Annotated in this window: 7 protein-coding genes; 2 read left to right on the top strand and 5 right to left on the bottom strand. The window is 44.7% G+C overall.

All coding sequences use genetic code 11. The features are described 5' to 3' along the window. Positions 1 to 439: 439 nt before the first annotated feature. Both PIL01S_RS27925 and PIL01S_RS27920 read right to left on the bottom strand, forming a co-directional pair. Entirely contained in the window at positions 440 to 670 is a 231-nt protein-coding gene (locus tag PIL01S_RS27925) for a hypothetical protein (RefSeq protein ID WP_095293396.1), read from the bottom strand. A 213-nt stretch (positions 671 to 883) separates the two neighbouring features. Beyond that, positions 884 to 1,501: a stage II sporulation protein M gene (locus PIL01S_RS27920; protein ID WP_127540960.1), complete on the bottom strand. Its 618-nt coding sequence runs from the start codon at positions 1,499 to 1,501 to the stop codon at positions 884 to 886. Between the two features lie 121 nt (positions 1,502 to 1,622). On the opposite strand from PIL01S_RS27920, the gene pdaB reads away from it, so the two are divergent. After that, a complete protein-coding gene (gene pdaB / locus PIL01S_RS27915) occupies positions 1,623 to 2,399 on the top strand; it encodes a polysaccharide deacetylase family sporulation protein PdaB (protein ID WP_110756607.1) in 777 nt (258 codons plus the stop codon). 141 nt (positions 2,400 to 2,540) lie between these two features. On the opposite strand, the gene PIL01S_RS27910 is transcribed toward pdaB, so the two are convergent. After that, complete coding sequence (locus tag PIL01S_RS27910) at positions 2,541 to 3,158, bottom strand: KinB-signaling pathway activation protein (RefSeq protein WP_127540958.1); 618 nt, start codon at positions 3,156 to 3,158, stop codon at positions 2,541 to 2,543. A gap of 125 nt (positions 3,159 to 3,283) precedes the next feature. Between PIL01S_RS27910 and gerD the strand changes: the two genes are divergently transcribed. After that, complete coding sequence (gene gerD, locus PIL01S_RS27905) at positions 3,284 to 4,063, top strand: spore germination lipoprotein GerD (RefSeq protein ID WP_127540956.1); 780 nt, start codon at positions 3,284 to 3,286, stop codon at positions 4,061 to 4,063. Positions 4,064 to 4,172: 109 nt separating this feature from the next. Here gerD and PIL01S_RS27900 read toward each other — a convergent pair whose 3' ends face one another. Together PIL01S_RS27900 and cwlD are read right to left on the bottom strand one after the other, a co-directional pair. Next, complete coding sequence (locus PIL01S_RS27900; RefSeq protein WP_127540954.1) at positions 4,173 to 5,273, bottom strand: Mrp/NBP35 family ATP-binding protein; 1,101 nt, start codon at positions 5,271 to 5,273, stop codon at positions 4,173 to 4,175. Positions 5,274 to 5,352: 79 nt separating this feature from the next. Next, positions 5,353 to 6,108: an N-acetylmuramoyl-L-alanine amidase CwlD gene (gene cwlD, locus PIL01S_RS27895; protein ID WP_095293402.1), complete on the bottom strand. Its 756-nt coding sequence runs from the start codon at positions 6,106 to 6,108 to the stop codon at positions 5,353 to 5,355. Between the last annotated feature and the right edge of the window lie 18 nt (positions 6,109 to 6,126).

Raw genomic sequence — 6,126 nt, 5'->3', positions numbered from 1 at the left:
CTTCAAAATCATACAGTCAGATGACTTGTACCAATTTTTCAGCTTTTCGATCTTGCAAGCAAGATCGTTACTCACTCGTTGTTCAGTTTTCAAAGATCAAACATTCAGTTTGTTGCTGTTTTTCATGTTGTCGTCGTTTTCAGCGGCGACTTTTATAATATATCATGTTCAGTTCCACTTTGCAAGTATTTTTTTCAGGAATGTTATTCATTCCTTTTGCTGCAGGTACTTGTTTTAGTGGTTTGTCCTAAAAAGGAACGAAAATTAATTTATCATATCTAAACCAATAGGTCAACCCTTTTTCGACAATTTGTTATCATTCATGTTATTCCATTCATAGATTCGTCCTAAGTAGTTATGGAGGTACAGCGCTGGCTGTAGTCGGCCGCACCTCGCTCATCAATTAATACTGCATGTTTGAAGCTCTGTACCATGCTTCTTACGGTTTAGACTTTTTGAGTTTGCCACTTCTTGCGTATTTGGACAGCTCCTTCGGCGGAGCGAATCGAGCATACATGCGGAATACTGTTTTGTATCTACTCGCTATAGCGTATTTGATCTCCTGGTCGAGGCGATTATCACTGAGGTCAAACAACATCTCATCCAGCTCTTTACGTAACACATAATCGAGTTCCTTACATTCCTTCTCGTTAAACAGCATACCCAGCATTAAGAGTTCTCCTTTTTCTGCATATGGATAAGGCGCGCCTTTATATTTGTATATTGAATCCCACACTCTCTAAAGTCAGGGTTATATTAGACGCGCCGATTTCAGCCCCAGCCCCTATGGGTTATAAAATTCTCTTACCTAAGGGGTTGCTGAAACCCGTTTTATTGTTATGGTCAACTTTCTGAAAATTTATGAATGTCATTCCATACAAATTTATCCACGCACAATACTAAAGGTAATCGTACTTTCGATAATGGCTGCAATAAACAATAGGATAATAACCCAGCACGATGCAGTTAATGTCCTCTTCAAAAAAGTCTCCCACTGTTTTCCTAACCCCTGACGTTTGGCACTTCCAAGTTCAATGAGGCTTCTGGATGCCAGTCCCCCAAACTTGAGACCAAAAGCACAGGCAATGATAATGACGGGAATTTCTATAATTCCGTGCGGTAAAAGTCCTTTTACCACGATATCAAAAAGGCTGGCTCCATTATCTGTGGTGATATGCACTAGAAAACCGATAACCATTCCGTTAATTACTAAAAATATAACAGGCAATATTCCAAAGAAAATTCCTGCATAGATCACGAGCACACTTTTGATGGCATTATTAAAAAAGATAAAGATAAAGAAATTCCATTGCACATTTCCGCTCTGTTCGAGCTGTCTGCTTACCTCTTGAAGTCCGCCTATCTGGTTCAATAATATGTCCTGCAGTGGCCCTGTGCTTACCCATCCAGCTCCTATCCCTGCAACAAACAATATGACCGACCAGATTAATGCGTTACGAATGGATCCCAGATCCCTTAGAAATGTACTGAATTTTAACATGATAACCTCCTAATGACTGAAGTTGATGGACAAACAAATTTCTCATGCGAATAACTGCGCTGTACGAGCATACATTGGAGAGTAAACAAGCATTTCTTATGGGAGAGGGGCGCTTATTGAAATGAACTCGTTCTATGTATTTAGCGGCAAAAAGATTAAACGTTTCCTGATTGTGCTGGCTGCTGCCGTCTTTGCTATCGGGATTATTTATCTGGAAAGCGGCAATGTTTCAGTATTCTCGGAGGATGCACCGTCGGCTGTCTACAACGTACCCACAGAGAAAAAAGTAATTGCACTTACATTTGATATTAGCTGGGGCGATAAGCGCACGGAACCAATCCTTAAAGTGCTGCAGGATAACAAAGTAGAGAAGGCTACCTTCTTCTTATCCTCCCCCTGGAGCAAGACACACCCCGAGATTGTAACCTCCATCAAGGAAGCGGGATACGAAATTGGCAGCCACGGACATAAGCACGATAATTACAGCAGCATGACCGAAGAAGAAATTCGTAAGGAAATTTCGACAGCTCATAGCATTTTAACCGATTTAACGGGAAAAGAACCGAATCTGCTTCGTCTGCCCAATGGGGATTTTGACAAACGCGTACTTCAAGTAGCCAGCAGTCTTAACTACCAGGTCGTTCAATGGGATACCGACTCACAGGATTGGAAGAATCCAGGTGTACAAACCATCGTAGATCGGGTAGTCAGCAAAGCGCACCCTGGAGATATCGTACTTCTACATGCGAGTGATTCTTCCAAACAAACTCATGAAGCACTGCCAGTCATTATCGATAAATTAAGAAACCAGGGGTATGAATTCGTAACAGTCTCCGAACTGCTGAATCATTCCAGTGCCAAGGGTACAGAAGTCCGAGATCAAGCCAGTGCTCAATAACACTCACAAGATTTACGGTTAACTATAGGCTGTATACTCCATTCTGAAGGTTTGGCATCACATTGGCAGCATAAATGAAAAGAGCTAACCAGGTTAGCTCTTTTTCGCGTTTTATTAAAAAATCCTCAGTAGCGGTCTTCCTTATGCTTGCTCCGTTCTCCCGTTCACCGCCTGCTCTGCAGAACCATCCACCAGCTTATGTAATATTAGCATTTGGTATGCATTACATGCCAGCAACGGGACCACAATAAAGGTGGTAGCGGCATTTACATCAATTCGGAGCACACCGATCGTCTCCACCACGGTTACTGCAATCATGAAAAAGAGCGTTGGGACCATTGCCGAAATATGTGTCTTTTTCACTTTCACGTAAGCGGTAACAATTGCAGCTGCCAAAATAATGATGCCAAGTACGATATCGGACAGACGTTCTCGTCCGCCTCCGACGAACAAACGCAAAAACATGACGTCAAGTAAAGCGAGCACGGTTAAAACAAGCTGAACGATCTGCCATCCGCGTTTCGGAAATACACCTTTGCCCATATAATTCAGTATCAAGTAAGCGAAAAAACCCATCTGAGAATACACACTAATCATCACCCCTGATCCAAATAAAATCAGGAGATACAGCAGAAAATCGATAATTCCGTTCGTTCTCTCCCCGTTCACCAGCATCATAATGAGACCTGTTACTAGCGATCCGGCTGCTCCGATAAGTAAGGCTGTCCAAAATAGGAAAAACCATTTACGTAAATTCAAATGTTTTCCACCCCCGAGAGTTTATTTTACCAACCTTCTCAGCAAAAAACCATCACCATTCAACATATTTAGTGCTTGCCCATCACATACTACATGCAGTATCTAATCAAGGAGGGGTTATGCACATGAAACGGCCTTTGTGGCAGCTAAGCTGCGCCGTATTGGGGCTATCCGTCATGCTTGCCGGCTGCGGTTCAGATCAGAATTCTTCGCCTCCTCAGGGCAGTTATAAAGAGATGAAAACGATGGTCGTGGATATTCTGAAAAGTGATGAAGGCAAGAAGGCTGTAGAAGAAGCTCTAACTGGCCAAAGTTCCTCCGGGGGTGGCGGCGAAGGTGGAGATTCCGAACAAAGTGGCGGCGGATCGGGTGGCGGGTCTGGAACCATCGGTATGAAAATGTTAATGCCCATGCAATCTTCAGAACAAATACGTATTGCTGTTAAAGATACCATCACGGCTCCCGAGTACCAAAAGGAATTCGAGAAAATCATGACAGATCCACAATTTGCAAGTGAATTTGCCAAAGCCATTAACTCGCAAAGCAAGCAGCTGCATATGCAGTTGATCAAAGATCCCACTTATCAGAAATCGGTTGGGGATATCATGAAATCACCGGAAGTGTCCAAAATGTTTATGGACATGACCAAAACCCCAGAGTATCGTAAACAGACTATGACCGTAATGCAAGAAGTCATGCAGAATCCGCTATTTCGGATGGAAGTGCTCACGCTGCTCAAAAAAGTAGTACAGGAAGAACTGCAACCAAAAGTTGAATCCGGCGGTCAAGAACAAGGCGGACAGCAGGAGGGCGGCGGCGGTGGCCAAGAAGGTGAAGGTGGTGGCGGCGGCGACAGTGGAGATGGCGGAAGTGGTGGTGACTCCGGAAGTGGAGGAGGATCATAATCCCTGTCGAGACAGTTAATCCTTCAGGAACGGAACCATGTTATACGTTATAAAAGCCCGCATCCGATGGATGCAGGCTTTTTGATTGTTGTGCTGATTTTTCAATATGCTAAAACTTAGTCTCAATTGTCTGCGCTACTTCATCGTATATGGCACCGATGCGTGTATCAGCCTTATATACAGATGGCGAGAAATCAGGCTCCGATGGATGATTGTCCGGTGAACCGAGAGGAATCTGTGCGAGCAGCTCTGTGTGCAGGCTTTCCGCAAGACGTCCACCGCCCCCACGACCAAAGACATAGTCTTTCTCTCCACATTTGCCACATTCGTAAAAAGCCATGTTCTCTACCACACCCAGCAGCTCATGCTCGGTCTGAATCGCCATTGCACCCGCTCTCGCGGCTACAAATGCTGCTGTTGCGTGCGGCGTTGTCACGATGATCTCCTTGCTCTGTGGCAGCATTTGATGCACATCCAGGGCTATGTCACCTGTGCCTGGAGGCAAATCAAGCAGCATGTAGTCCAGTTCTCCCCAATTTACATCTGTAAAGAACTGACGCAGCATGCGACCCAGCATGGGACCACGCCAGATTACAGGGTTATTTTCACGAATGAAAAATCCCATCGACATCACTTTCACACCGAAACGCTCGACCGGCTGAATGATTCCATCCTCTACAACTGGGTATTCTTCAATCCCCATCATATCAGGTACACTGAAACCATAGATGTCCGCATCAATTAATCCAACTTTTTTACCTTGCCGAGCGAGGGCAGCAGCCAGATTCACTGTGACTGTAGATTTACCTACCCCACCTTTGCCACTTGCTACTGCAATATAGCGAACACCCGATTCAGGGCTTAATAACTCATGACCATCCAGACCTGCTGCGTGGCCTTTTACAAGCACTTCTTCGTCATTCTGCTCATTCCCAGGTTGTCCTGCATTTACACTCTCTCGTTCATGTTCTGATGCTGCACGCAGGCGTATATGTACATCCTGAATCCCATGTTGAGACAATAGGTTACGTGCGGCATCACTAAGAGCAGTTGTATCCTCAGTCTGATTGTCCAATGTAACAATGGTCAGTGCCACATGATTTTCTTTTACCATGACATCACGAATCCATTGAAGCTCGGTCAGACTCACTCCCAATTGTGGTTCCTGTAAAGGTTGCAATAGTTCAAGTATCTGTTCTTTTGATATCATCAGACAGCACCTCAGCTTTATCTATTGGCATGTAATTAGGTATGCTGTGTTAATTATAACATTCTCCTTCTCTTTGTAACTAACTTTTGGGACGTTCCCCCGAGGAATACCTCAATATTCCATTATAGATGGAAGCGGCTACTTTACGCTGATATGCTTCATCGGCAAGAAGACGTGCCTCATCCGGATGAGATAAGAAACCAACTTCTACGAGAGCAGACGGAATTTTCAATGCTTGAAGCAGATATACGGTATTTACCGTTTTTGCAATTCGATCTGTATTTTCAAGATTACGGATCATCTCTTGCTGCAACAGATTGGCCAAGCCTTCATTGTCCGGGTGGTTGGGTGTATAAAAGACCTGTGCGCCACTCCAGCGGTTCGAAGGGACACTGTTCATGTGAATGCTGATAAACAGATCTGCCTGCTTGTCTTCAATTCGTCTTACTCTTTGCTTGAGATCTTCTGTCTTCCGTTTGGAATATCCTCTGGTATCTGCCTCTGCAAGATCTGTGTCAATCTCTCGAGTCATGACCACCAGTGCTCCAGCTTGCTGCAGATAGTCCCGTACATACAAAGCAATCGACAGATTGATATCCTTCTCGATGACCCCCTGCTTGCTCACAGCCCCCCCGTCTGGTCCACCATGCCCTGCATCAATCGCGATGACTTTGCCTGCTAGCGGCAGCCCCCAATATCCGGACGTCTTCGATGAAGGAAGTTCATACGTCACCACAGCCACCAACATCGCAAGTAGACAGAGGCTTAGCAGCACACGCTTTACTGTACGCAACCGGATCCATACCACAAAATGCTTCCCCATATTTTTACGCATAAAAAACCACCTCGTCCC

Origin of the sequence: Paenibacillus illinoisensis NBRC 15959, from assembly GCF_004000925.1 — a bacterium.
GTDB lineage: Bacteria > Bacillota > Bacilli > Paenibacillales > Paenibacillaceae > Paenibacillus > Paenibacillus illinoisensis.
The sequence above is the reverse complement of the archived record's forward strand: the minus strand, read 5'-3'. Positions and strand labels throughout refer to the sequence as shown.